This is a genomic window from Parabacteroides sp. PF5-9, assembly GCF_029893105.1.
Lineage (GTDB): Bacteria > Bacteroidota > Bacteroidia > Bacteroidales > Tannerellaceae > JARXWG01.
The window spans coordinates 32,260-57,804 of sequence record NZ_JARXWG010000003.1 but is presented as its reverse complement, the minus strand read 5'-3'; the positions used below and the strand labels follow the sequence as shown (position 1 = coordinate 57,804).

Annotated in this window: 25 protein-coding genes; 10 read left to right on the top strand and 15 right to left on the bottom strand. The window is 43.1% G+C overall.

Annotated features, from left to right (window positions below; all coding sequences use genetic code 11):
- The first annotated feature begins 65 nt into the window (after nt 1-65).
- Nucleotides 66-311, top strand: coding sequence for a DUF4834 family protein (locus M2135_RS02645; protein WP_280747046.1), 246 nt, complete (start codon nt 66-68; stop codon nt 309-311).
- 128 nt (nt 312-439) lie between these two features.
- On the opposite strand, the gene M2135_RS02640 is transcribed toward M2135_RS02645, so the two are convergent.
- Entirely contained in the window at nt 440-886 is a 447-nt protein-coding gene (locus M2135_RS02640) for a nucleoside deaminase (protein ID WP_280747045.1), read from the bottom strand.
- Nucleotides 883-1,110, bottom strand: coding sequence for a hypothetical protein (locus M2135_RS02635; protein WP_280747044.1), 228 nt, complete (start codon nt 1,108-1,110; stop codon nt 883-885). The genes M2135_RS02640 and M2135_RS02635 overlap by 4 nt, the downstream gene beginning before the upstream one ends.
- A gap of 107 nt (nt 1,111-1,217) precedes the next feature.
- Between M2135_RS02635 and M2135_RS02630 the strand changes: the two genes are divergently transcribed.
- The 9 genes from M2135_RS02630 to ychF all read left to right on the top strand — a co-directional run bounded on the left by M2135_RS02630 (nt 1,218) and on the right by ychF (nt 11,317).
- The gene (locus M2135_RS02630) at nt 1,218-1,583 is read left to right on the top strand and encodes a YraN family protein (RefSeq protein ID WP_280747043.1); all 366 of its coding nucleotides are present in this window, start codon (nt 1,218-1,220) and stop codon (nt 1,581-1,583) included.
- A 120-nt stretch (nt 1,584-1,703) separates the two neighbouring features.
- The gene (locus tag M2135_RS02625) at nt 1,704-2,057 is read left to right on the top strand and encodes an MmcQ/YjbR family DNA-binding protein (protein ID WP_280747042.1); all 354 of its coding nucleotides are present in this window, start codon (nt 1,704-1,706) and stop codon (nt 2,055-2,057) included.
- Complete coding sequence (locus M2135_RS02620; RefSeq protein ID WP_280747041.1) at nt 2,047-2,799, top strand: biotin--[acetyl-CoA-carboxylase] ligase; 753 nt, start codon at nt 2,047-2,049, stop codon at nt 2,797-2,799. The genes M2135_RS02625 and M2135_RS02620 overlap by 11 nt, the downstream gene beginning before the upstream one ends.
- Nucleotides 2,800-2,980: 181 nt before the next feature.
- The gene (locus tag M2135_RS02615) at nt 2,981-4,462 is read left to right on the top strand and encodes a Gfo/Idh/MocA family oxidoreductase (protein ID WP_280747040.1); all 1,482 of its coding nucleotides are present in this window, start codon (nt 2,981-2,983) and stop codon (nt 4,460-4,462) included.
- Between the two features lie 86 nt (nt 4,463-4,548).
- Entirely contained in the window at nt 4,549-5,331 is a 783-nt protein-coding gene (locus M2135_RS02610) for a DUF1080 domain-containing protein (RefSeq protein ID WP_280747039.1), read from the top strand.
- A 207-nt stretch (nt 5,332-5,538) separates the two neighbouring features.
- Complete coding sequence (locus tag M2135_RS02605; RefSeq protein WP_280747038.1) at nt 5,539-6,045, top strand: DoxX family membrane protein; 507 nt, start codon at nt 5,539-5,541, stop codon at nt 6,043-6,045.
- Between the two features lie 7 nt (nt 6,046-6,052).
- Nucleotides 6,053-7,717 carry a Gfo/Idh/MocA family oxidoreductase gene (locus M2135_RS02600; protein ID WP_280747037.1) on the top strand — a complete coding sequence of 555 codons (1,665 nt, stop codon included), beginning with the start codon at nt 6,053-6,055 and terminating at the stop codon, nt 7,715-7,717.
- A 161-nt stretch (nt 7,718-7,878) separates the two neighbouring features.
- On the top strand, nt 7,879-10,086 hold the full coding sequence (locus M2135_RS02595) for a patatin-like phospholipase family protein (protein WP_280747036.1): 2,208 nt from the start codon (nt 7,879-7,881) through the stop codon (nt 10,084-10,086).
- A 127-nt stretch (nt 10,087-10,213) separates the two neighbouring features.
- Complete coding sequence (ychF, locus tag M2135_RS02590) at nt 10,214-11,317, top strand: redox-regulated ATPase YchF (protein ID WP_280747035.1); 1,104 nt, start codon at nt 10,214-10,216, stop codon at nt 11,315-11,317.
- 344 nt (nt 11,318-11,661) lie between these two features.
- Here ychF and M2135_RS02585 read toward each other — a convergent pair whose 3' ends face one another.
- The 13 genes from M2135_RS02585 to M2135_RS02525 all read right to left on the bottom strand — a co-directional run bounded on the left by M2135_RS02585 (nt 11,662) and on the right by M2135_RS02525 (nt 25,439).
- Nucleotides 11,662-13,242 carry a peptide chain release factor 3 gene (locus M2135_RS02585; protein ID WP_280747034.1) on the bottom strand — a complete coding sequence of 527 codons (1,581 nt, stop codon included), beginning with the start codon at nt 13,240-13,242 and terminating at the stop codon, nt 11,662-11,664.
- A 24-nt stretch (nt 13,243-13,266) separates the two neighbouring features.
- Nucleotides 13,267-14,118 carry a dTDP-4-dehydrorhamnose reductase gene (gene rfbD, locus M2135_RS02580; RefSeq protein ID WP_280747033.1) on the bottom strand — a complete coding sequence of 284 codons (852 nt, stop codon included), beginning with the start codon at nt 14,116-14,118 and terminating at the stop codon, nt 13,267-13,269.
- Nucleotides 14,119-14,120: 2 nt separating this feature from the next.
- Entirely contained in the window at nt 14,121-14,669 is a 549-nt protein-coding gene (locus M2135_RS02575; RefSeq protein WP_280747032.1) for a DUF4924 family protein, read from the bottom strand.
- Nucleotides 14,666-15,592: a Mur ligase family protein gene (locus M2135_RS02570; protein WP_280747031.1), complete on the bottom strand. Its 927-nt coding sequence runs from the start codon at nt 15,590-15,592 to the stop codon at nt 14,666-14,668. Before M2135_RS02570 ends, M2135_RS02575 begins: the two co-directional genes overlap by 4 nt.
- Before the next feature lie 140 nt (nt 15,593-15,732).
- The gene (locus tag M2135_RS02565) at nt 15,733-18,198 is read right to left on the bottom strand and encodes a bifunctional UDP-N-acetylmuramoyl-tripeptide:D-alanyl-D-alanine ligase/alanine racemase (RefSeq protein WP_280747030.1); all 2,466 of its coding nucleotides are present in this window, start codon (nt 18,196-18,198) and stop codon (nt 15,733-15,735) included.
- Nucleotides 18,199-18,204: 6 nt separating this feature from the next.
- A complete protein-coding gene (locus M2135_RS02560) occupies nt 18,205-19,191 on the bottom strand; it encodes a GSCFA domain-containing protein (RefSeq protein ID WP_280747028.1) in 987 nt (328 codons plus the stop codon).
- A 159-nt stretch (nt 19,192-19,350) separates the two neighbouring features.
- Nucleotides 19,351-19,845: a hypothetical protein gene (locus tag M2135_RS02555; RefSeq protein ID WP_280747027.1), complete on the bottom strand. Its 495-nt coding sequence runs from the start codon at nt 19,843-19,845 to the stop codon at nt 19,351-19,353.
- A gap of 48 nt (nt 19,846-19,893) precedes the next feature.
- Nucleotides 19,894-20,304, bottom strand: coding sequence for a hypothetical protein (locus M2135_RS02550; protein ID WP_280747026.1), 411 nt, complete (start codon nt 20,302-20,304; stop codon nt 19,894-19,896).
- Nucleotides 20,305-20,352: 48 nt separating this feature from the next.
- Nucleotides 20,353-20,904 (bottom strand): sigma-70 family RNA polymerase sigma factor, encoded by a 552-nt coding sequence (locus M2135_RS02545; protein ID WP_280747025.1) that lies wholly within the window; start codon nt 20,902-20,904, stop codon nt 20,353-20,355.
- A gap of 104 nt (nt 20,905-21,008) precedes the next feature.
- On the bottom strand, nt 21,009-21,809 hold the full coding sequence (mazG, locus tag M2135_RS02540; protein WP_280747162.1) for a nucleoside triphosphate pyrophosphohydrolase: 801 nt from the start codon (nt 21,807-21,809) through the stop codon (nt 21,009-21,011).
- Nucleotides 21,810-21,829: 20 nt separating this feature from the next.
- Nucleotides 21,830-23,893 (bottom strand): cytochrome c biogenesis protein CcdA, encoded by a 2,064-nt coding sequence (locus M2135_RS02535; protein ID WP_280747024.1) that lies wholly within the window; start codon nt 23,891-23,893, stop codon nt 21,830-21,832.
- A gap of 23 nt (nt 23,894-23,916) precedes the next feature.
- Nucleotides 23,917-24,825 (bottom strand): RluA family pseudouridine synthase, encoded by a 909-nt coding sequence (locus M2135_RS02530; RefSeq protein WP_280747023.1) that lies wholly within the window; start codon nt 24,823-24,825, stop codon nt 23,917-23,919.
- A gap of 89 nt (nt 24,826-24,914) precedes the next feature.
- On the bottom strand, nt 24,915-25,439 hold the full coding sequence (locus M2135_RS02525) for an NUDIX domain-containing protein (RefSeq protein WP_280747022.1): 525 nt from the start codon (nt 25,437-25,439) through the stop codon (nt 24,915-24,917).
- Nucleotides 25,440-25,545 lie beyond the last annotated feature (106 nt).

Genomic DNA, 25,545 nt, shown 5'->3' with positions numbered 1-25,545 from the left:
CTTGATTTTGTATTCGGCTTTTCATATATTTGCAACCTATTGGATGCGCTAAAAAAGATCAGGTTATGTTTAAATTTATCTTCTTCATATTTTTCTTTTTTGTCTTGTTGGTCTTACTGATGGGTTTTTCGGTCTTGCGGACAGCCCGTGATATTCTGTTCGGCAGCGGAGATAAAAAGAAAAAACAACGCAAGCAGACCCGCGGTAAATCCTCCGGTCAACAAAAAACACCTAACAACCCCACCCCACCCCGCAGAAAAATTATCTCTAAAGAGGAAGGGGAGTATGTGGACTACGAAGAAGTGGAATGAGAATTATGAATGGTTAATTATGAATGATGAATGATTAATTAAAGACAATTAAACTGCATTAATCACACACAACCAACCCTTTAACCTCTTGAATTCATTACCCATAATTCACAATTCATAATTCATAATTAATTCCCTCTCTTTTTGCGGAAAAACGCCTGCATCTCACGGGCACACTCTTCTTCGAGGATCCCATGGCGGACAACAGTTTTCGGATGGAATGCTTGGGGGGCGAAGCGGGTGAAGCCTCTTTTTTCATCGGAAGCGCCGTAAATGACTTCGCTCAGTTGTGACCAACCGATGGCACCTGCACACATCACACAGGGTTCGACAGTCACATACAGCCGACAATGAACCAGGTATTTGGCGCCCAAGACCGATGTAGCAGCAGTGATGGCCAGCATTTCGGCATGGGCGGTGGTATCGTTGAGCAACTCGGTCTGGTTATGTGCACGGGCAATAATCCGGTCGTTACAGACAATGACTGCACCTACCGGCACCTCTCCCTCCTCGGCAGCAGCACACGCTTCGGCCAGCGCCTGACGCATAAAATAGTCGTCGTTGAACGGATTCATCTTCTCATCTCGTTTTCATTAAAGAGCGTCGGATAGTCTTCATCAAGGGTTTTGAGGATATGCGAAAGAATGGTTTCGCGGTACCAACGCGACTTATTCTCAATCTTATACCGCTTCAGATAACGCATGACAAATTTCTGCTCTTCATCGTTGAGCATAAATGTTACCTTGTGCACCCGTGGCTGTTTGGGTCGGGCTGTTGAATATTTCTGTGAGGGTTTCATCGCATGCAAATGTACGCGGGAAAGATTAAATTACAAAGAAAATGAGTTATATTTGTTGTTTTGAAGGAGATAGGAGATAGAAAATTCCAACTTCAACATTCAAAAAAATGGCTGAACGCAACGAAACCGGCAAGAGAGGAGAAGAGGAGGCGCAAACTTACCTGAAACAGGCAGGGTATGAGTTATTGCATACCAACTGGCGGTGGCATCATTTTGAACTGGATATTGTGGCGTCAACGGGTGATGAACTGGTAGTGATAGAGGTAAAAACCCGCTCGGTGGGTTACCTGCTTTCACCCGAGGAGTCGGTCGACATGAAGAAGATCAGACGGATCGTCCGGGCAGCAGATGCTTATGTGCGCCGATTTGGGATTGCCCTGCCTGTCCGTTTCGACATCATCACCCTGATTAAACACAATGAGGGGTATACAATTGAACATCTGGAGGATGCGTTTTATGCACCAGTAAAATAATTATGAATGATGAATGATGAATGATTAATTTTACACACAACAGTTTTGTCGAATCATTAAACTAACTTTTTTCTTTTTTTAATTAATCATTCATCATTAACAATTTATCATTATACAAACATGAATATCGAAGAAATACGCGCATACTGCCTGGCACTAAAGAACACGACGGAGAGTTTTCCATTTGATGATCAGTCACTGGTCTTTAAAGTAGATGAGAAAATGTATTTATTGCTTCCGTTGGAGGCGGTTGATCCGTCTATAACCGTCAAATGCGAACCGGAAAAGGCGGAAGAGTTGAGAGCCCGGTACAATGCGGTGGAACCAGCCTACCATTTCAATAAAAAACATTGGAACTCCATCTTGCTCAACAGCGACATGACAAATCAGGAGATCAAAACATGGATTGATCATTCGTATTGGGAAGTGATCCGGAAGTTACCTAAAAAGAAACAGCAGGAGTATGGACTGTAATCAGACAGAAAAACCACGGATTATCCGGCTGAAAGAGACCGAATCGACTAACCGAAGCCTACGTGAACGGCTCGAACAGGAAAAGTTACCTGAAGGGAGTGTGATACTTGCGGATTTTCAGACAGCCGGACGCGGCCAGACCGGAAACTCATGGGAGTCGGAAGCGGGGAAAAACCTGTTGTTCAGCATAGTGATTTACCCGGACTGCATACCGGCCAACCGGCAATTCCTGATTTCCCAGATCACCGCATTAAGCGTTAAAGAGACCTTAGAGCAGTATACCGATGGGATTACTGTCAAATGGCCCAATGACATTTACCGAAACGATCAAAAAATCTGTGGCATATTGATCGAAAACGACCTCTCCGGTTCGTTTATCTTCCGCTCGGTGATCGGGATCGGCATCAATCTGAACCAGGAACAGTTTATCAGTCCGGCTCCTAATCCGGTATCACTTATTCAGATCACCGGACAGAGAGTCGACCGGGAAGAGGTCTTTCGCCACTTTCTCTCCCTGTTTTATGACCGCTACCTCTCCCTCTTACAGGAAAAAGAGGAGGTGATCAGAACAGCTTACCGCCAAGCGCTATACCGGGGGGAAGGATTTTATTCTTACAGCGACAGTTCGGGTAGGTTTGAAGCAGAGATCTATGCGATCGAAGATACAGGCCATCTGGTATTGAAACTGAAAGATGGCACCTCGCGCCGTTATGCATTTAAAGAGGTCACATACAGCCACTAACAACAATCCCGAAATGAATCGACTGCGACAGTGTTAAAAAAAACTATTTTCTTTCAGAATCATTTTGTTATTTCTTGTTAATAACGCTGTATTCGTTATATTTGCAACATTTGTATATGAATCTGTTCAAAAGAGAAACATTTTAATATTACTAAGTGCTAATCTATTAAAAATTACGACTATGTCTAACATTTCAAGAAGAGCTTTTCTTCAGCGTGGAACCGCTGCGGCAGCTGCTTTAACCATTGTTCCGAGCTCGGTTCTTGGCAAAAGCCACGGATACACAGCGCCAACCGACAAACTGAATATCGCCGGTATAGGTATCGGTGGTATGGGTAATTCTAACCTAAACAACATGAAAACAGAGAACATTGTGGCGCTCTGTGACGTTGACTGGAGATATTCCAAACCGGTCTTTGATGCTTTCCCACAAGCAAAAAAATATTGGGACTATCGCAAAATGTATGATGAAATGGGTAGTTCGATCGATGCGGTAATGGTAGCTACTGCCGACCATACCCATGCGATTATTACGGCTGATGCGATCACAATGGGCAAACATGCCTATACACAGAAACCATTGACACACTCGGTATACGAATCACGCTTGCTGACTAAACTGGCTGAAAAGTATAAAGTAGCGACTCAGATGGGTAACCAAGGATCGTCGGCTGAAGGTGTTGATCAAGTTTGCGAATGGATCTGGAACGGTGAAATCGGTGAAGTGACACGCGTTGAAGCATTCACAGACCGTCCGATCTGGCCACAAGGAATGAACGCTCCTGAAAAAGCAGACAAAATCCCTTCTACCTTGAATTGGGATCTGTTTACAGGCCCAGGCAAAGTAAGACCTTATAACAAACTTTATCATCCATGGAACTGGCGCGGCTGGTGGGAATATGGAACAGGTGCTTTGGGAGACATGGCTTGTCATATCCTTCATCCGGTATTTAAAGGGTTAAATCTGGGTTATCCGACAAAAGTACAAGGTTCTTCAACGTTGTTATTACAGGATTGTGCTCCTCAGGCACAACGCGTCAGACTGGTATTCCCTGCCCGTGACAATATGCCGAAAGTGGCGATGCCGGAAGTGGAAGTATTCTGGTATGACGGCGGTTTGAAACCAGATATGCCGGCAGGATGGCCAGCAGGAAAGAATATGAACGACTCGGGTGGTGGTGTTATTTTCTACGGAACAAAAGACACGTTGATCTGTGGTTGTTATGGTGTTAACCCTTGGCTGTTGTCAGGTCGCAAACCGAACTCACCGAAGGTATGCCGTCGCGTAGACAAAGCGATGCAGGGTGGCCACGAACAAGACTGGATCCGTGCTTGTAAAGAGAGCGCTTCTAACCGCGTAATGACGAAATCGGACTTCTCTGAAGCCGGTCCATTCAACGAAATGGTGGTTATGGGTGTATTGGCTGTTCGTTTGCAAACACTGAACAAAGAGTTGCATTGGGATGGTCCGAACATGAAATTCACGAATATCGGCAACAATGAAGAGATCAAGATCATTATCAAAGACGACTTCAAGATCGTTGACGGTGACCCGAAATTCAATAAGATCTGGACTGATCCGGTAAATGCACAACAATTTGCAGCCGAACTGATCAAACACAACTATCGTGATGGTTGGAAACTGGTTGATATGCCAAGATAAATAGTGATCAATGTATCAGTCGTTAAATCGATCACCCGTTGATTCGCTTAACGACTGATACCTCTAATTTTTAGTTTAATAAAACAATGAAAAAGTCAATCTTATTAGTAAGTGCAGCTGTTATGATGTGTGTTTTCACAGCTTGCGGTGGTGGCAAGAGTTCAGAAAGTACGTCGACAGAAACGACTACAACAAAAGCCGACGAAGGATGGATCAGCATTTTCGACGGTAAAACATTCGAAGGATGGAGAGGCTATAACAAAACATCCGTACCCAGCAAATGGACTATCGAAGATGGTGCGATCAAATTCAACGGATCGGGAGGCGGTGAAGCGCAAGACGGTGACGGTGGTGATTTGATTTACGACCGTAAATTCAAGAACTTCGAGCTGGAGTTGGAATGGAAAGTTTCTAAAGGAGGAAACTCCGGTATCTTCTACCTGGCACAGGAAATTCCAAATGAACCGATCTATATCTCTGCTCCTGAGTTTCAGGTATTGGACAATGAAAACCATCCGGATGCCCGCCTGGGTGTTGATGGCAACCGCATGTCTTCCTCGTTGTATGATATGATCCCAGCGAAACCACAGAACTCCAAACCATTCGGCGAATGGAACAAGGCTAGTATTATGGTTTACAAAGGAACTGTCGTACATTTCCAAAATGACGTAGCAGTGGTTGAATACCACTTATGGACTCCACAATGGAAAGAACTATTGGACAACAGTAAATTCAGCAAGGAGAAATGGCCGGTGGCTTACGACCTATTGTTGAACTGCGGTGGTTCTGAAAGAGAAGGGTTGATCGGATTCCAGGATCATGGAGACGATGTATGGTTCCGGAATATCAAAGTGAAAATATTGGATTAATTCTTTTTCACCGATGTTCGCGTAAACATCATAAATAATCCTAAAAAATACTACCCGGAGTTTAACTTTACGTGCTTCGGGTAGTTTTTTGCCATCAAATTTTATACATTTGCATCATTTAGAATGTGTCTCAGACATCTTTTGTGAGATTCTTTCTATATTTTTGTGCGATTTAAATTCTTTAGACTCAATTTTTAATACCAGGAAATGATTACAGAACAATCTTACTCCAAGTCACAACTCACGTGGTTGATGTTGTTGCGTCTTTTTATCGGTTGGCATTTCATGTACGAAGGTATTGTGAAAGTGATTAACCCTAAATGGACCGCGCTGCCCTATTTGCTCGATTCAAAAGGTTTTGCAGCGCCATTCTTTCTCAAATTGTCACAGAGTGCCGACATGATGGCTCTTGTGAATTTCGCGAATGCGTATGGTTTATTACTTATCGGTCTCGGAATCACATTAGGGTTCCTGTACCGTCTCTCTTCTGTCGGAGGCATAGTCCTTCTGGTGATGTACACCCTGTCTCATCCTTCTTTTATCGGAGCAACGTATATGACCCCCTTTGAAGGGACCTATCTGTTGATCGATAAAAATCTGGTAGAATTGGCGGCCATAGGATTGCTTTGTGTATTCCCTACGTCACGTATCTACGGATTTGACCGGATAGTGGCACGTAAGTTGCCCGCTTTAGTTAAATACAAACTCATCTGATACAGTCATGGCAGAAGAAAAAGACATAAACAAAAACATACCGGCTGAAGATCAACAGCCAGATACAGGCAGACGGGAAGTGTTAAAAACACTGGCAACCGTGCCCATCCTTGGTGCATTGGCTTACGGTGCATACAGAAAAAGAAAAGATGCCGTTGGAAACCGGAATATCTCCGATGTGTTCCCGGTCAGTGGCGAACAGGCCAAATTCCTTGAACCGGTAGCTAACGGACAACAGATCCGCTTAGGAATCATCGGTTTTGGTATCCGTGGTAAACAATTACTTCGTGCAGCCGGTTTTGCCGAACCGACATGGATCGATACGATGATCGAATCGGGAAAGAAAAACAAAAGTGATACACGCTACCAGCAATATCTGGAACAAGACGACCTGAATATTGTCATCAATGGTGTGTGTGACATCTTTGACGTTTATGGCGATGCAGCAATTTTAGCAGGAGCCAACGTCAACAAAGAAGGAACAAACGGCAAATTCGGTAAGATGCCGAAACGTTACCGTCATTATAAAGAGTTACTGGCTGCAGACGATATCGATGCGGTAATCATCGCCTCTCCCGACCACTGGCACGGCACGATGGCGATGGATGCGGCAAGAGCCGGCAAACATGTTTATGTAGAAAAACCGTTGACATGGACCGTACCTGAAACCTATATGGTACGTGAAGTGATCAGAGAGACCGGTGTTGTTTTCCAGTTAGGGCATCAAGGTCGTCAGACCGACTGCTACCAGAAAGCCGAAGAGATTATCGGTAAAAATCTGTTAGGAAAGGTGAATCTGATTGAAGTATGTACCAACCGAAATACTCCAAACGGTGCATGGGTATACGACATTATCGAAGGTTCTAATCCGAACAGCATCGACTGGGCGCAGTTTGAAGGCGATCCTGAACGCATCAAGGAATATACCGATTATATGACCAAATACGGATTGGAACGGTATGTCGGACCCGAAGAGAGAAGCAAATTCAGTCTGGAACGTTTCTTCCGCTGGCGCTGCTGGTGGGACTACAGTACCGGTTTGTCGGGCGACTTGTTGACCCACGAATATGATGCGGTAAATCAGATCATGCATGTAGGAATCCCACACTCTGCCACTTCATCAGGCGGTGTCTATTTCTTCAAAGACGGACGGACAGTTCCTGATGTATTGCAGACCACGTTCGAATTCCCGGAAATCGATATGACGATGTTGTACAGTGCCACACAGGCCAGTTCACGTACACGTGGTAAAGTGTTTATGGGTCATGATGCTTCGATGGAAGTATCCAATATCCTAGAAGTGAAAGTAGACCGTAACTCAACACGTTATGCCGAAAAGATCGCTCAGGGGATTATTCCGACAGATGAAACATTCTACACCTATGTACCCGGACAGGACAGTTCAGACTCGGTCACTTCACCGACAGAATTGTATTTTGCCAAACGCGGGTTGCTTTATACCTATGTAAATGGTAAACGGTATGATACGACTCACCTTCACATCCGTGAATGGTTGGAATGTATCCGTCAGAAGAAAACACCAAGCTGTAATATCGATCAGGCATTTGAAGAAGCGATGACAGCACATATGGGTACACGCGCTTATCTGGAAGGACGTACAATGTACTGGGACAAAGATAAAGAAGAGATCGTCAGAGGAGAAATCAGTTAAATCCTCTTATAGAAATAGAGAAAAAGGCCGGACAGTATGTTCGGTCTTTTTTTGTTTTATGATTCTTCGGATAGCTGATTGACCCTGGTTCGGAGAATCCTGAGAAGAAACATATCCGCTATCTCAAAGAAACTATTAATTTTGTCAAAAAGAGGCGTACAATGAAAAGACTCCTTTACCTGTTATTTATCTATCTACTGACCCAATCTGTTTTTGCGACTGAGCGAAAGAAAGTAGGCCTGGTCCTCGGAGGAGGAGGAGCTAAAGGCGTGGCCCATATCGGCGTCTTAAAGGTTCTGGAAGAGGCCGGTATTCCTATCGATTATATTGCCGGAACAAGCATGGGTGCCATCGTAGGAGGTCTGTATGCCATCGGCTATAACGCCGCAGCGATCGATAGTATGGTCAACACCCAGGATTGGGTGATGCTATTGAGCGACCGGGTGAATCGAAGTAGCCAGTCGTTCCCCGAAAAAGAAAATTCCGAACGTTTTATCGTATCCCTACCTTTCGGAAAAGAGAAAAAAGACCGGGTCATCTCCGGTGTCATCCGGGGGCAAAACCTTCAAAACCTCTTCTCCGATCTGACGATCGGATATCATGACTCTGTCGATTTCAACCGGTTACCTATCCCTTTTGCCGCCGTTGCACAAGATATCGTCAACGGCAACGAATACGTCTTCCACCAGGGAAGCCTTCCGTTGGCCATGCGCGCCAGTATGGCTATCCCGGCCGTGTTCACTCCAGTGCACCTCGACAGTATGGTCTTAATAGACGGAGGGTTGAACAACAACTATCCGGCAGATGTGGTACGAGCCATGGGGGCTGAAATAATTATTGGTGTGGATCTGGGCACAAGTGATCTTAAACTATTGGAAGGAATCAATACCCCGGGTGATGTGATCGGACAAATCATTGCACTCTACGGCCATACGAAGTATGATAGGAATAAAAAACAGACCGACCTGCTCTTTCGCCCGGATATGCACCCCTACAATGCAGCCAGTTTTACCGCTGCAGCTTTAGATACCCTTATCCGCCGGGGTGAACAAAACGCCCGGGAGCATTGGACGGAGATACTGGCGCTTAAGGAGAAAATAGGAGTTACCGAAGAAGATCTCTCAAATAGAAAAAACAATCTGAACCAGTTCGCTCCCGAACCGCATACAAAGACTCTGTTTATCCAAAATATTTACTTTGAAGGGATTGATCCCCGTGATGAACAATGGCTGAAAAAGATCAGCGGATTAAAGGAAAATCAGTCCATCACCCTGAAAAAACTTCAAGAGGTCATGTCCATCATTGTCGGAACAAATGTCTATACCAATGTCAGCTACAAACTCACCGGAGAAAAACAGCAAGACCTGATACTGACCGTACAAGAGAAATCTATCAGTTCATTAAATGGTGGATTACGCTTTGACACGGAAGAGATCGTTGGCGTTTTACTCAACGCCACATTGGATCTTCGCGCCGGATACCGATCGAAATTTGCATTGACAGGAAAGATCGGTAAAAACTCATACGGTCAGCTGGATTATATCATGGGACGCTCGCCCTTACGCCATTTCAACCTCTCCTATAAGTTCGGTTATCACGACCTGGATATCTACCACAAAGGAGAGAAAATCATCAACTCCACCTACCGGAATCATTTTGCCGAATTGGCCTATTCGGATATGAACTGGTTGAATTTCAAATTTAAAATCGGTTTACGTTATGAATATTTCGATTACAATTCGTTCTTGTATACAGACAACAATCACATCTATGACGTCAAACCGGAAGGATTTATCAGCTACTTTGCGTTGGCTCACCTGGAGACGCTCGACAGAAGGTACTTCCCCACCCGGGGTGTCTCGATGCAGGCACACTATTCTTTATATACAGACAATTTTGTGACCTACAACGATCAAACACCATTCTCCGCATTGGGAGCCGACTTTATGGCGGTCGCGCCACTGACCCATCACCTGAGTCTGCTTCCTTCCATATACGGCAGGACATTGATCGGCCGGAACCATGCCTTTCCATACCTGAATACCCTGGGAGGAGAGACATTCGGAAAGTATCTCCCGCAACAACTCCCTTTCGCCGGCATCAATCATATGGAGGTTTTCAATAACTCCATTGTTGTCGTGCGTATGCACCTGCGCCAACAGTTATGGGAACGCCATTACCTATCGCTTATCGGTAATTATGGACTGCATCACCACGATTTCTTTCATCTCCTCGACGGCGAGGACGTATGGGGAGGAAGTATCGGTTATGCTTACAACAGTATAGCCGGACCGATCAGTGCCCACTTCGGAATGTCTAACCGGAACAGCAAAGTACAATTCTATCTGAATATGGGATTCAACTTCTGATAGCAGAAGAAAGAACCAATGTCCTGTTGGGCTTCTCTTTTTTATGAATCATGCAGATTGACTGATTTATGGGATATTTATGTATCTTTGCACCTTCAAATAAAATCATTAATTAAATTCTATCTAAATGGCATTACAATGTGGCATTGTAGGACTCCCGAATGTCGGAAAATCTACTCTCTTCAATAGTTTATCCAATGCAAAGGCGCAATCGGCTAATTTCCCTTTCTGTACAATCGAACCGAATGTCGGAGTGATTACCGTTCCTGATGAGCGACTGAATAAACTGGCTGAACTCATTCACCCGCAACGGATTGTTCCGACCACCGTAGAGATCGTCGACATTGCCGGATTGGTCAAAGGAGCCAGCAAAGGAGAAGGATTAGGCAATAAGTTTCTGGCTAATATCCGTGAGACCGATGCCATACTGCATGTACTGCGTTGTTTTGACGACGAAAATATCGTCCATGTAGACGGTCAGGTCGACCCGGTACACGATAAAGAAATCATTGATGCCGAACTACAGATCAAAGATCTGGAAACAATAGATAGCCGCATTTCAAAAGTGCAGAAACAGGCACAGACCGGAGGGGACAAACAGGCCAAACTGATGTATGATGTATTAATCAAATTCAAAGAGGCACTGGAACAGGGAAAAAGCGGACGTACCGTGACGTTCGACACCAAAGACGAGCAGAAGATGGCTCGTGAACTATTCCTATTGACCAGCAAACCGGTGATGTATATCTGTAATGTCGATGAAGCCAGCGCTGTCGGTGGAAACAAATATGTGGAAGCTGTTCGGGAAGCTGTTAAGGATGAAAATGCGGAAATCTTGATTGTCGCAGCGAAAATTGAAAGCGAGATTGCCGAATTTGAGACCTATGAAGAACGTCAGATGTTCTTACAGGAGATCGGCCTTGAGCAATCCGGAGTTAACCGCCTTATCCAATCGGCCTATCGCCTATTGAATCTGGAAACATACCTTACAGCTGGCGTACAGGAAGTGCGTGCATGGACCTATCTAAAAGGAAGCAAAGCCCCCCAATGTGCCGGCGTGATCCATACCGACTTTGAAAAAGGGTTTATCCGCGCAGAAGTCATTAAATACGCCGATTTTATCGCCTATGGCTCGGAAGCCGCTGTCAAAGAAGCCGGAAAAATGAGTGTGGAAGGAAAAGAGTATATTGTACAGGATGGCGACATTATGCATTTCAGGTTTAATGTCTAATAGGGACGCATAAAATACACATCACATCATTTATACCTCCTTTTTTCCACATCATCCTAAAGAAATAAAAACATCATTCTGTACTTCTTGGGGGAATACCTACCTCTGTTTTTTGTTAGAGGTACGTCTAAAATAATTTAGAGGTACGTCTAAATCCGTTTAGAGGTAGGTGTAAAACAATTTAGAGGTACCTCTAACAAAAAAGCGTTTCTAATGCTTCAAATAAACCGACAGCGACATGACGGGTTTTGTTTGGATCCGTTTACGGTGTAATACATAGTAAAAGGGGAGAAGATTTTGTTATCTTCTCCCCTTTTAACGAATAATATACAGGTCAGATGGTTCTAAAATTCGGACGTAAAATGGAAAGTAATCTCCGGAAAGTCTTGTTGTGCCATTGTCAAGACATAAGCCGAATCTGCCAGATAGACATCCCTGCCCTCTTTATCGACGGCCATATATTGCATCTTTCGTTTCTTAAAGTTCTCCAAGACCGTCGCATTATCACTTTCAATCCAACAGGCTTTATAGAGGCTGACCGGTTCCCATTTACACTGTGCGCCATATTCGTGGAGCAACCGGTATTGAATGACCTCAAACTGTAGTTGGCCGACCGTTCCAATGATTTTACGCCCGTTGAATTGGTTGACGAATAGCTGTGCTACCCCTTCATCCATCAACTGCTCAACTCCTTTGGCCAGCTGTTTGGCTTTCATCGGATCAGCATTTTCAATGTATTTGAACATCTCGGGAGAGAAGCTGGGTAATCCTTTGAAATGTAGTTCTTCTCCGGCTGTCAGTGTATCCCCGATCTTAAAATTCCCGGTATCCGGCAGACCGATAATATCACCGGCAAACGCCTCATCGACCGTCTCCTTTTTCTGCGCCATAAAAGCTGTAGGGCTACTGAACCGCATCCCTTTATTGAAACGGACATGTTTGTAGTTGGCATTTCGTTCGAAACGTCCCGAGCAGATCTTGACAAAAGCGATACAACTGCGATGATTGGGATCCATATTGGCGTGGATCTTAAAAATAAAACCGGTAAAGGCCTCTTCTTCCGGATCCACCACACGCTCTATCGCCTGCACCGGACGCGGTGAAGGAGCGATCTGTATGAAACAGTCCAGGAGTTCCTTTACACCGAAGTTATTCAATGCTGAGCCGAAAAAGACCGGAGCAATATCTCCTTTCAGGTAATCGGCAACTTCAAACTCGGGATAGACTCCTTCTATCAGTTCAATATCTTCACGAAGTTTGGCTGCTAAAGGAGCACCGATATGATCCTCCAGTTCCGGGTTATTGATATCCTTGAACGCAATACTTTCGGTCACCAACTGTTTACTGGGGGTATAAAGATCCAGCTTTTCTTCAAAGATATTGTATACGCCCCTAAAACGTTGCCCCATATCGATCGGCCAGCTTAAAGGACGTACTTTTATTTTCAGTTCTTCTTCGACCTCATCCAACAGGTCAAACGGATCTTTCCCGTCGCGGTCTAGTTTATTAACAAAGACAATCACAGGTGTTTTACGCATCCGGCAAACTTCCATCAATTTCCGGGTCTGTGCTTCTACCCCTTTAGCGATATCGATGACAATAATCACACTATCGACAGCCGTTAATGTCCGGAAAGTATCCTCCGCAAAGTCCTGGTGCCCCGGTGTATCCAGGATATTGATTTTATGCTCTTCATAGTCAAAAGCCATCACTGAGGTAGCCACCGATATACCACGCTGCTTTTCGATCTCCATCCAGTCGGATGTGGCTGTCTTTTTTATCTTATTGGACTTAACTGCTCCGGCCACATGAATGGCGCCTCCAAAGAGCAGTAATTTCTCTGTCAGTGTCGTTTTACCCGCATCCGGGTGACTGACAATCGCAAATGTTCTTCGCTTTTTTATTTCGCTTGAATATTGTCCCATTTTTAATGAATCAGATAAGAGCCTTTACACGGAAAGGTTATTAATTACTTTCTCCAAACTTTCCTCCCAATGGGGGATAGAGAGTGTATATGTTTCTTTTATTTTTGATTTATTCAATACGCTATAGGCCGGACGAACAGTTGCTGTGGGATAATCTTTTGTCTCAATCGGCCGTATTTCGCAATGCAAGTGAGCGAATTGCATAATCTTACGCGCAAAATCATACCAGCTGCAGACTCCTTCATTGGAAAAATGATAGATACCCGGAACAATACCACGGTTACAAACAGCTAAAATAGCCGCCGCCAAATCTCCGGCATACGTCGGTGTTCCTATTTGATCGAATACTACCGGCAAAAAGTCACGTTCACCGCCTAACCGAAGCATGGTCTTGACAAAATTATTCCCTGTCTCGCTGTATAACCAGGAGGTACGGATAATTACTGTTTGTGGATTAGCTGCCATAAGAGCCATTTCACCGGCTAATTTCGTACAGCCATAGACCGACAACGGGTGGGTTTCGTCTGTCTCGATATAGGGACGATACCCTTTACCATCAAACACGTAATCGGTGGAAATATGAATCATGGAAATCTTCAATGCAGAAGTTGTTTTTCCTAAAATCGCAACAGCCTGATGGTTGAGTTTATCGGCCTGTTCCTTTTCACTTTCGGCTTTGTCGACAGCGGTATAAGCGGCACAATTGATCAACAACTCAATACGGTTTGTCTCTAAATAGCTTACAACAGCCTTTTCATCTATAATATCCAAGGTATCCACATCTGTGAAAAAGAAGTGGTCGGAGGGGTATTTATCTGTACATCGGCGAATCGCATCGCCTAATTGCCCGTTGGCGCCGGTAACTAATATATTCATGACTATTCGTCTAAATTTAATTCTCCTTTTTGCTCCTCCCGGTATTTTTCGGAAAGTACTCCCAGGAAAGTACTGATCTGCTGAACACCTGTTAATGTTTCGGGAGTGATCGTTTTGCCTTGCATACGCAACATCAAATATCCGTAGATCGCTGTCAGACAAGTCTCCAATTCCGGGATTTCAACTCCCCCCGACTTGGCACGCAACTGAACGATATAAGGTAATGTCTTATAATAGGCGGCCTGATAAACCGTTTCTTTAGATGATCGCATCAGACGAAGATGCAGATCGGTCAATGCGAGAATGACATTGGTATGAATCTGAAGATGTCCTTTTTCTTTTACACCTTCGCTTCGCATCATGGCTATCAGTTCTTCATACCATTGAATAATCTGCTTTTTCACATCCTCCGGCTGATCATATTGGGAAATGACTGTTTGACTGATCTGTTCGATATCAAACTGATTGGCACGGATTAAATCCTCTATCTGCCACATATACAGCAGATATTCGACAATATGCTCTCTTCTTTTTTGTTGGGCAACAATCATGCCTGCAAAGATAAGCTATATTCGGATATAGCTTTATAAAAATCAGCGTCTTTCACCCCTAACTGGCGACAGGCCAGACGCGCCGCGTTTATGTTGACAAGAAAATAGGGATCGGTCACATACACTTCATAGTCGCCATAACGGGTAGATAAATATGTTTTTCCATCCACTACTGCAACCTCATGTTGTTCAAACGGAATAGAAGTAATGTCTTCTCTAACCTCTTGTGCCAGCCGACTGGAAGTTTCATCTCCATTGTAATAGATCAGTTTTCCTTCGCGTTCAATCGAAGCTATAAATGAGCGGTACATCTGGATGTATTCTTCTTCCGAATGATGATCATCTGCTTCCGACCAATTCATACCTGCTATCACCGCTAATTGCGGACGATAGAATTCGAGTTTAAACCGCTTGTCAAGAGCGGAAGTGATATGTTCATCCCCTTCAATCAAGGCTATACGAGGTTCGTAAAGTAATGAAAACCGACTCGGCAACAAGTCATATTCGCTTGTTAACGCATAATCAAAATTCAATTTCTGTTTTTGCAATGCATAGATCATCATGGACAGAATGGATTTTTTACCATGACTTCCGGTGACAACAACACGTGTTTTGGATTTTGTCCGCTGAAAAATAAATTCTGGCGCCGATTGAGTCAGTAAACCCAATTCCTCTGCACGAAGCAATTCCGGGTTCTCTTTTTTAACCGTAGCCCCTAGTACAACTGTAAATATGTCTTTTGATAGTTTTTCAGGAAACCAGCCGTTGCCATAACAGATACATCCTATTTGCTCCAGTTTAGAAATGATCGATTCCGTCAGACCCTCACCGGATGCACTGACTTCAAAACCTTTTTCCCGGATAGCTAAGGCAAGGTCTAATAAAAGTGGTTCTGTGACAGATATAATATGAACTCTTCGCATTATCGATATTTTACACAACAAAATTACGATAAAATAATCTATTTTGCATGTTGTCTATTCTAAAAATACTCGCAAAAACTCACTTTTTATCGAGAGACCCAAACGATCAACTCTTTCTAACTGTCTAATACTCTTCCCTGTCATTCCCTGAAATAAATTCTTTTCACACGAGGAGAAATAGAGGTTAATATTTCATAAGGTATGGTATCTAATTTGGTCGCAAGTTCTTCCACCGGCAGATTATCTCCAAAAAGAATAACTGCATCTCCTTCTTCTGCCTGAACATCCGTCACATCCACCATACAAAGATCCATACAGATATTACCGATAAAAGGACATCGACGTCCATTCACCAATACCTCTCCGCCTCTTCGACTTAAATGGCGATCCAACCCATCAGCATACCCAATAGGAAGAACGGCAATCCGAGAATCTCGCTCCACAAAGGCACTCCGCCCATATCCGACAGAGTCTCCGGCAGGGATCTGTTTTATCTGTAAAATAGTTGTTTTTAAGGTGCTTACATTCCGCAAATCCTTCTGCCCAGACTCACCTACCCCATACATGCCGATCCCCAATCGTACCATATCCATCTGGGCTTCAGGGAAACGTTTGATACCGGCAGTATTAAGAATGTGTCTCAATACTGGATACTCCAGAGCTGCTTCTATTTGCGTGGCGATCTCTTGGAACCGGGAGACCTGATGCAAGGTAAATTCATCCAACTTTTCCGAATCACTACCAGCCAGATGAGAAAAGACTGAACGGACAAAAATGCCATTTTGTGCTTTCAGTTTGTGGATGACTTCTGGAAGTTCTGCTTGCTGAAATCCCAAACGATGCATACCGGTATCGATCTTTAAATGGATCGGATAAGAAGTCAAGCCCCTCCGTTCGGCCTCGCGAATGACAGCGTCCAACAATCGCAAGCTATAGACCTCTGGTTCAAGTTGATTATCAAATAACACATTAAAACTGCTGTACTCCGGATTCATCACGATAATAGGAATTGAAATACCCTCATTCCGTAATTCAGCCCCTTCATCCGTAACAGCTACAGCTAGATAGTCCGTGCGATGTTCCTGTAAGGTTTTTGCCAGTTCATACGAACCTGCACCGTAGCCAAACGCCTTTACCATACAGATAATCTTTGTCTCGGGTTTTATCAGCGACCGATAATAGTTATAGTTGTGGACTAACGCATCCAGATTTACCTCCAAGATGGTTTCATGTACTTTCTTTTCAAGCAATTCAGAGATCCGTTCAAAATGAAAATGTCGCGAACCCTTAATTAGGATTAACTCATTTTGGAATTTCCGGATAGAAAACGAACGGATAAACTCATCAGTGGTTGGATAGAAGTCTGTTTCGCCTTCAAAAAGTGAACTGAAAGCACTCAGATCACGTCCTATTCCAATCAAATGATTGATTTTTTTTCGTGCTACCATATCGGCAACACGCTTATACAACGATTTCGGCAATGTCCCCGACTGTAAAATATCAGATAAAATCAACGTACATTTCTGATGTTTATCTACTCTACGGCTCAGTTGAAAATCCAATGCAATATCCAAAGAATTGATATCTGAATTGTATGTATCATTGATCAACACACATCCATTAATACCCTCTTTGATATCCAATCGCATTTCTACCGGTTCCAATGTGGCAAACTTAGACAGGTCATTCACACTCGTCGGTTTTAAGTAGAGCATAACCGCCAGGCAATGGATCACATTTTCGATAGAGGCATCATCGGTAAAGGGTATTTTAAACTGCTGATCTAAACCAAGCAAAGTACATTTAATAAGTGTATGATCCTGCCTTTTTTCGATGGAATCGATAAAAAGTGGAGCGTCTGAATCGACTTTGCTCCATCCAATCGCTTTATGAGACAGACAAGCGGCATCCAAACAATTGTTCAGAAAAAGATTATCTCCATCATAAATGATTGCGTCGCAGTCGTTGAATAGCGTTAATTTCTCCAGACATTTTTGAGTCATCGAAAGAAAATTTTCCTGATGGGTTTCACCGATATTTGTGAGAATACCTATAGTTGGAGCAATAATTGGTTCTAATTTATCCATCTCATCAGGTTGGGAAATGCCTGCTTCAAAAATACCCAAAGTATGCTTTTCATTCATCTGCCAAACCGACAAAGGGACTCCCAGTTGTGAGTTATAACTGCGCGGAGAACGGACGATGTTAAATTCGTTACGAAGTAACTGATAAAGGAACTCTTTGACCACAGTCTTCCCATTACTGCCGGTAATACCTATAATAGGGATATCAAAACGTTTGCGGTGATAGATCGCCAGCTTCTGTAAGGCTTTTAAAGGATCTTTCACCAACAAAAAATTGGCCTCACCCATCTCATGGTGATTCTCGGGAATTTCACTGACGACAAAATGACGTACACGTAATTTATAGAGTTCTTCAATATAGCGATGTCCGTCATTCCCTTTGGTTTTAAGAGCAAAAAAAAGGCTTTGGCCTGGAGAAGATAACCGTCTGCTATCGGTCAAAAGAACATGTATTGCTGCGTCATGAATACCCGTACTTCTTGCTCCGATAATACGAGTTATTTCCTTTATTGAATAATCCATTTTCGTTCAACTCAGTTTTGATTCAAGTATCTCTTTTTCTTTTATAAGATCAAAGAAAGGGAATTTCTCCTTAAGTCGTTCTATCTTTAACAAAGTTTGCATTATAAACTGCTTATAGGCCGCTGATCCCGGCTGAAACGGTTTATGATCGATCGCTTTTCGGATACTTCCCCACTCTTTCTGTATATCTAAAGTTTCTTGGGTAAAATGGGTTGCAGCAAAACGCTCCCAGATATAATCGATCGTCTGAGACGAAGGATGAAGCATATCTTCGGCATAAAAACGGTAATCGCGCAATTCGTCCATGACAAGTTCATAGGCCGGAAAATAACTTGTTTGATCCGGGAATTCGGCCAGCAAACGATCTATGGCCAATAAAAGGGTCGCTTTACTTAATTGGTTGGCATGTGCACCATCTCCCCAATGACGAATCGGACTGACCGTAAACAGAATCTTCAGCTGCGGATTATAGGTATATAAGGTTTGTAAGACTGATTGCCACTCTACGACGATCTCATCCGGAGTCAATCTTTCGCGAAGAAACAGGTTTTCGGGTAGTTTATGGCAGTTCGCTACGACTCGTCCGGTTTTCTTAAATTTATACACATAAGCTGTTCCAAATGTGATGATCAACCGATTTGCCTGAAGAATATAATCGGATGAATGGCGTAATTGTTCATTCATAACAGCCACCCCCTCCTCTGCCGAACAGGAAGAAAACCGGCTATGATGTTCAAAACTATGGAAAACGCCTTCATAGGAGAATAGATCATCCGGTTGATAGAAAACCGGATGTAATAATCGTTGAAGAGACAAAGCAATCGATGCCGGGTTATATAAAATCCCAAACGGATTGATATCGATCGTAAACTTATTCGAGATCATACTTTTTCCGATATTTTCGGCAAAACAGGAGCCTAACAGCAACGTTTGATCGGTATAAGAAAAAGTAAAATCAGCCGGTTTTAAAACAACGGGGGTACAAAATTCCATGAATCGAACTTTTAAAGTAACAATATTAGTTCTTTTTATCGGAAGTAACAAGAGAAAAAAATAAAGGGGAACCGACATCACGTCGCCACCCCTCCCTTAACTTAAACGCCAAAACTAAATCTAAACAAAAAACACAAATAATAATATTTTTATTCTTTACTACTCCCTTTTCCCGGAATTACCTTCTCGTTTTTCCCGTTCCCCAAAACTCATAAAATGTCTGGCAAATTTCATTTCTGCATCCCGATATTTATAAAGTTTTGCTGGTGGAAGTATGTTTTTAAACTGTCTGTAATACTCCTCTTCTAACTGAGCCTCCCGAATACCTACCTGCAAACATTCATCTATTGTCTTTAGATATTCCGCATCAGTAATACTTTTTTTTCGTGACATTTCTCTGGAGAGTTGACGGCAATCATTCCCAATCTCAAACTTTTTTTGTCGTAGTTCGTTACACAGTGGAATAAACACCGCTGCTTCATCAGGCGTAAGATTCATTTCTGCTGTAATAAAAGCATTCCGTCTTGCCTCAAAAGCTTCTCTGTCAAAATGCGGCCTTTCTCTTCTGTTTCCTGACCTGTCATCTTGTGCCAAAGCACTCAAAGAGACAAGCATTGAAACCGAGACAAATGTAATAAAAAATATTTTATTCATACAAAAATTATTACAAAAATATTTATTCTGGTTCAATCTCTTTTCATTTTATTCAGAAAAAGCCAATTCTTCTGCTAAAAGATAGTTTGCGTATTGCGCCTCTATATATTCGAGATATTCCTCATCTTCATCATAATATTCCACCCCTTGTTGAAGCGCATTCAATGTATTGGAAGGGATTTCCGTGCGTACCAATAACGAATCTCCTTTAAGTGCATCTTCTTCTGAACCTGGCAGTCCGATTATCGCACGGAAAAAGAGCACTAAGCCGGCAAAAACAGCTGCCATATACAACCAGGGACGAACACGGTCGATCATCGTAATACGCTTTTCTTTGACGACAGGCCTCTCCGGAAGCTGACTCATAATTTGAGATGTCAGCCCTTCCATATACCCCTCAGGCACTTTATATGGATTTTTCCCTTTTAACTGATCCAGGACGTTTTTCTCTTTTTTCATATCCTTCAATACTTTAACACTGGTTTGACAATCATAATAGTAAAAGGTTTAAACATCTTTTGTTAAAAACTCCTCGATTTTTTTTACCGCATGATGGTAAGAGGCTTTTAATGCGCCTACCGAGGTGCCCAGAATTTCCGACATATCGTCGTATTTCATCTCTTCAAAGTATTTCATATTAAATACCAGTCGTTGTTTTTCAGGCAAACGAAGAATTGCTTCCTGTAGCTTTTTCTGTATAACATCCCCATCAAAAAAGTCATCGCCCTTCAATCGTTCCAGAAGAAACACATCCGTATCATCCATAGAGACGTTATTCTGCGTCCGTTGCCGATTCAGAAAAGTGATCGATTCGTTAATCGCAATCTTATACAACCAGGTAGACAGTTTGGCGTCGCCCCTGAAATAATCAATATTTGTCCACGCTTTCAAAAAGGTGTTTTGTAATAAATCGTTTGCATCCTCGTGGTTCAAGACCAGCTTTCGTATCTGCCAATACAATTTCTCCCCATACATATCCACAATCAAAGCAAATGCATCTCTCTGCCGCACAGGATCACGCAATTGCTCTACAATCTCGCTTTCGGTATATTGTTGCATGCTTCTTCTTTAGGGGTAAAAACAATATTCATGAATAAAAATCAAACTGTTATATAGAATCTCCTATTAGACAAGAAACAACCCATTAGGTTTAATCACAAAAATCATCCAAGGGTATTTTCACGGTCTTTCGCTTCATTCCATTTATCATCCATCTCTTTCAGATCCATCTCTTTTAAAGAGCGACCGGTTCGTACAGCATAGGCTTCCAGATAATTAAACCGGCGTATAAATTTTTGATTGGTTCGTTCCAACGCATTATCCGGATTAATTTTATATAAACGGGCGGCATTAATCAAACTGAAAAACAGGTCGCCAAACTCCGCTTCCATCTGGTCGGTATCCATCCGGTTGATTTCCGATTCTAACTCCTGAAACTCTTCCCGAACCTTCTCCCAGACCTGTTCACGTTCTTCCCAGTCAAAACCGACGTTCCTGGCTTTGTCCTGAATACGATGCGCCTTTACAATAGAAGGAAGTGAAACCGGAACACCTTCAAGCACTGTCTTATTTCCACCTTTCTCTTTCAGTTTTAATTGCTCCCAGCTTTGCTCGACTTTCGATGCCGTATCCGCATGATCATCGCCAAAAACATGTGGATGGCGGTAGATCAATTTATCGCATAACGTATCACAGACCGCTTTTATGTCGAAAGTTCCTTTCTCCTCTCCTATTTTAGCATAAAAGACAATGTGAAGCAACAGATCACCCAACTCTTTTTTTATCTCCTCGTTATCATCCCGAATCAGTGCCTCACACAACTCATAGGTCTCCTCTATCGTATTCGAACGCAGACTCTCATTGGTCTGCTTTCGATCCCATGGACATTTTTCCCGCAGTTCATCCATCACATCCAACAAACGCCCAAAAGCCTGCATCTTCTCTTCCCGTACCCGATCTTCCATCATCAATAATTAAACATTAATCATTCACCTTTATATCGTTTCAATCCGCCTTGCAAGAACTGAACATATTTGTCCACATTTTCATCATAGGCATACGATGGAGCCAACGGCTTCCCTTCATTATCCAATAAGACATAGAACGGCTGAGCATTTGCTCCAAATTTACTGCGTTGAAGGTAACTCCATTTATCTCCGACAGTTTTCAGTTTACGTTTTCTTCCATGTTCTTCAATTTCGATGGTCTCCGGCAGTCTGGTTTTATCATCGACAAACAAGGTGATCAACACATAATCATTTTCTATCAACTGTTTCACCTTTGGATCAGTCCATACCGAAGCTTCCATCTTCCGGCAGTTCACACATCCATATCCGGAGAAGTCTATCATGACCGGTTTATTCATCCGCTTGGCATAAGCCATACCCGATTCATAATCATCGAAAGGCGCATGCACTTCGTCTTCATACAAACTAAAATCCTGTGTATACAACGGCGGAGCAAAAGCGCTGATCGCTTTGAGCGGAGCACCCCATAATCCGGGTACCATATAAACGGCAAAAGCAAACGAGACAATCGCCATGAATAGTCGTGGCACAGAGACGTAGGCCAAATCACTATCATGACTGAATTTAATCTTTCCGATCAGGTAGAATCCTAATAAGACGAAGATAACAATCCACAACACTAAGAACACCTCCCGGTCAAGGATCCGCCATCCATAGGCCAGGTCGGCAACAGATAAAAATTTCAAGGCCAAAGCCAGTTCCAGAAATCCGAGTACCACCTTCACAGAATTCAACCATCCACCCGATTTCGGCATACTCTGAAGCAGATTAGGGAATATGGCAAACAAGCTGAAAGGTATGGCCAATGCTAAAGCAAACCCAAACATACCGATCGCCGGACCAAACAACGAACCCATCGATGCCGCCTGTACCAGTAAAGTGCCGATAATAGGCCCCGTACAGGAGAAAGAGACCAACACAAGCGTAAACGCCATGAAAAAGATACTCAACAATCCGGTTGTTGAATCGGCTTTGCTGTCCAGTTTATTGGTCCACGATGCTGGCAAAACAATCTCAAATGCACCAAAGAAAGAGACTGCAAAAACCACCAGTAATGCAAAGAAGAGTAAATTAAATATCGCATTTGTCGACAAGTCATTCAAGGCACTTGCACCAAACAGACCTGTGATCAGCAATCCCAATAATAAATAGATTACAACGATAGAGAAACCATACAATACCGCATCCTTAATCGCCTTTTTACGATCTTTGGTTCTTTTTAGGAAGAAACTCACAGTCATGGGGATCATCGGCCAGACACAAGGCGTTAATAGGGCTATCAATCCACCGATAAAACCGGAAATAAAGATAATGATCCAGGAAGTATCCGCGGCCGAAACGATCGAATCACCGTAATCTTTCAACTCCTCGATGACTGGATGCCAAAGAGAGGCATTATCCGTAAGTTCATCCACCCGTCCTGTTGAAACAGATATATTCCCAGAGGGCTTGTTTACCGGAGCTAGCGTCGCCATGTTAACCTCCGAAGACCCTTCAGAAGTCTCTTCAGCGACCGAATCTGTTGCCGGCTCTCCGTTTGTTGATGTCGTAACGACATCCATCCGTATATTTTTTTTATCAAAAGTAAAATCAATCCGTTCGGGAGGCAAGCAGGTCTCATCGTTGCATGCCATAAATTCCACCTCACCGACGAGTTTAAATTTCGCTGCATCCGTAACCTTTATCTGTTGCGTAAACGAAACTTCACCGCCATACCAACGCAACTCCATCGAAAATAATTCATCATAGACCGATGTCGGTTCCTTGGAAGACTCCGGAGCACCTATAAGTTCTACTCCATTCAACGTTTCAAAGGTAAACGAAGTAGATATTGGGCCACCCGAAGGCAAATTCATATCATACAAATGCCATCCAGCATCTGCAGTCGCTGTAAACACGATCGTTTTTTCCGGAGTCCCCGGATCATCCAACCGAATGTTCCACTTGATCGGATCAAAAATCTGCGCTTGCACAAGAAGTGAAAAAAACAGACTTATGAGTATTCCTGTCAGCTTCTTCATTTTATATTTAGTTTGGTTTAAATTTATTTCGTTAATGACACAAAATTCGATGGAATCGCTGTTTTAAAACTCATCTCTTGCCCCGTTTCAGGATGAATAAAGGTCAATACCCTGGAATGAAGCAATAACCTTCCTTCCGGATCTGTTTCGGCATGATGCCGGCTATCTCCGGCTACCGGGTGACCGAGTTGCCCCAACTGTTCACGGATCTGCTCACGTCTTCCGGTTTCCAGATTTAACTCCAACAGCGAGTAATGTGCATTCCCTTTGACCCATTTGTAACGGACAATGGCTTCTCCGGCATTTTCAGCAACGATAAAATGGCGCTCTTCTTTGTTCTCCGACTGAAGAAAGGTCAATAGACCGACCTCTTTCTCAGGCCGTCCCTCAACGACAGCCACATAGGTCTGTTGCGTCACCATTTTCCGCCAAGAAGCATAAAATTTCTCCTGTACCCCCCGATTGCGGGCAAACATCATCAAGCCGGAAACGCCTCTGTCAAGTTTATTTAACAGAAATATCTTGTTTCGCTGATCTGTTTTCTTGACATAATCACTCAACAACTGATAGGCAGTACGCTCTTTGGCCTTTGCGTTGGAGACAGAAAGTAAACCCTCCTTTTTATTGACAACAATCAAATCATCATCTTCCCAGACTATTTTCAATAGAGGATGACTAAACGGAACCTTCCCGCGTTCATAGCTGATTCCGACAACATCATTCGGAGATAATGGCGTATCAAACTGACTGCAAACCTGTCCATTGACCGATACCTGGCCGTGCCCCAACAAGGCCTTTACAGAACTTCGGCTCTGTTCTTTCAACTGTTCCAGCAAAAAAGGTAAAAGCGTCGTACCTGCTTTGACCATGAGTTTTCTTTCCCGGGGAGCTTTACGATTAGTTGTGTTTTTGTTTTTTAAACGTCTGTTCATCTTGTTTAGATATAGCATACAAAGATACAGGCAATTGAGGAATGCTGCAAATCAGGAGAACTAAAAAAATAAATACCTTTCAGATACACTTAGCCTTCGCTGGAGTAGTGCAAAATCGCTTTTTGTATGGATGCCAATCCAAAAGCTTTGGGTTGCATCTCTTCCTTTGATGTACAGATCACAATTTCCGCCGCATCATCTTTAGCTTTGGCACCGGAAAAATCGTCAACCAAACATTCAAAAAAAAGATCTAACGTATGCACCTCAAAACCCGCATACAGATAAATATTAGGTATGGAGAAAAGATATCGGCAACTCATGACATCCAAATCGGTCTCTTCCCTGACTTCACGCCTGAGAGCCTCTTCCGCATTCTCATACAAATCGACAAAACCTCCCGGCAAGTCCAAGGTTCCTTTCGCCGGCTCCTGACCTCTGCGAACCAATAAATAGCAACCTTCACTGTCTTTGAGAAAACAGGCAACAGCCGCTGAAGGATTAAAATAGTACACAAAACCACACGAAGCACATTGCTTCGCCTTTTCATTCTGTGAACGAAAACCTTTCATCCCGCATTTCGGGCAAAATTGAAACTGATGTAGAGGATGAATCATAATTAGAATCAAAAGTAGTCAACCAATCCACATTTCTCGCTTGTGCCTGGTTACGTAAAACGATTATTCGTTTTAACATCTAAGAAACACAAGCAATTGAGGATTA